General features: G+C 60.4%; 1 rRNA gene. It reads right to left on the bottom strand.

Annotated elements, in window-relative coordinates:
- Nucleotides 1-275 (bottom strand): 23S ribosomal RNA (locus ADK67_RS15565); the annotation flags it as partial.

The following is a 275-nucleotide window of genomic DNA, read 5'->3' as shown; positions in this document are numbered from 1 at the left end:
GGGCTTCGGGCGGTTAGTATCACAAGGTTCGCCATGGGCGCGTTCACACGGGTACGGGAATATCAACCCGTTGTCCATCGACTACGCCTGTCGGCCTCGCCTTAGGTCCCGACTTACCCTGGGCGGATTAGCCTGGCCCAGGAACCCTTGGTCATCCGGCGGACGAGTTTCTCACTCGTCTTTCGCTACTCATGCCTGCATTCTCACTCGTCCAGCCTCCACACCTGGATCACTCCGGCGCTTCAATGGCTGAACGACGCTCCCCTACCCATCCC

The sequence above is a fragment of the Saccharothrix sp. NRRL B-16348 genome, from assembly GCF_001280085.1.
Taxonomy (GTDB): Bacteria; Actinomycetota; Actinomycetes; order Mycobacteriales; family Pseudonocardiaceae; genus Actinosynnema.
Note: the sequence above shows the minus strand (reverse complement) of the source record. Positions and strands in the feature narration are given on the sequence as shown.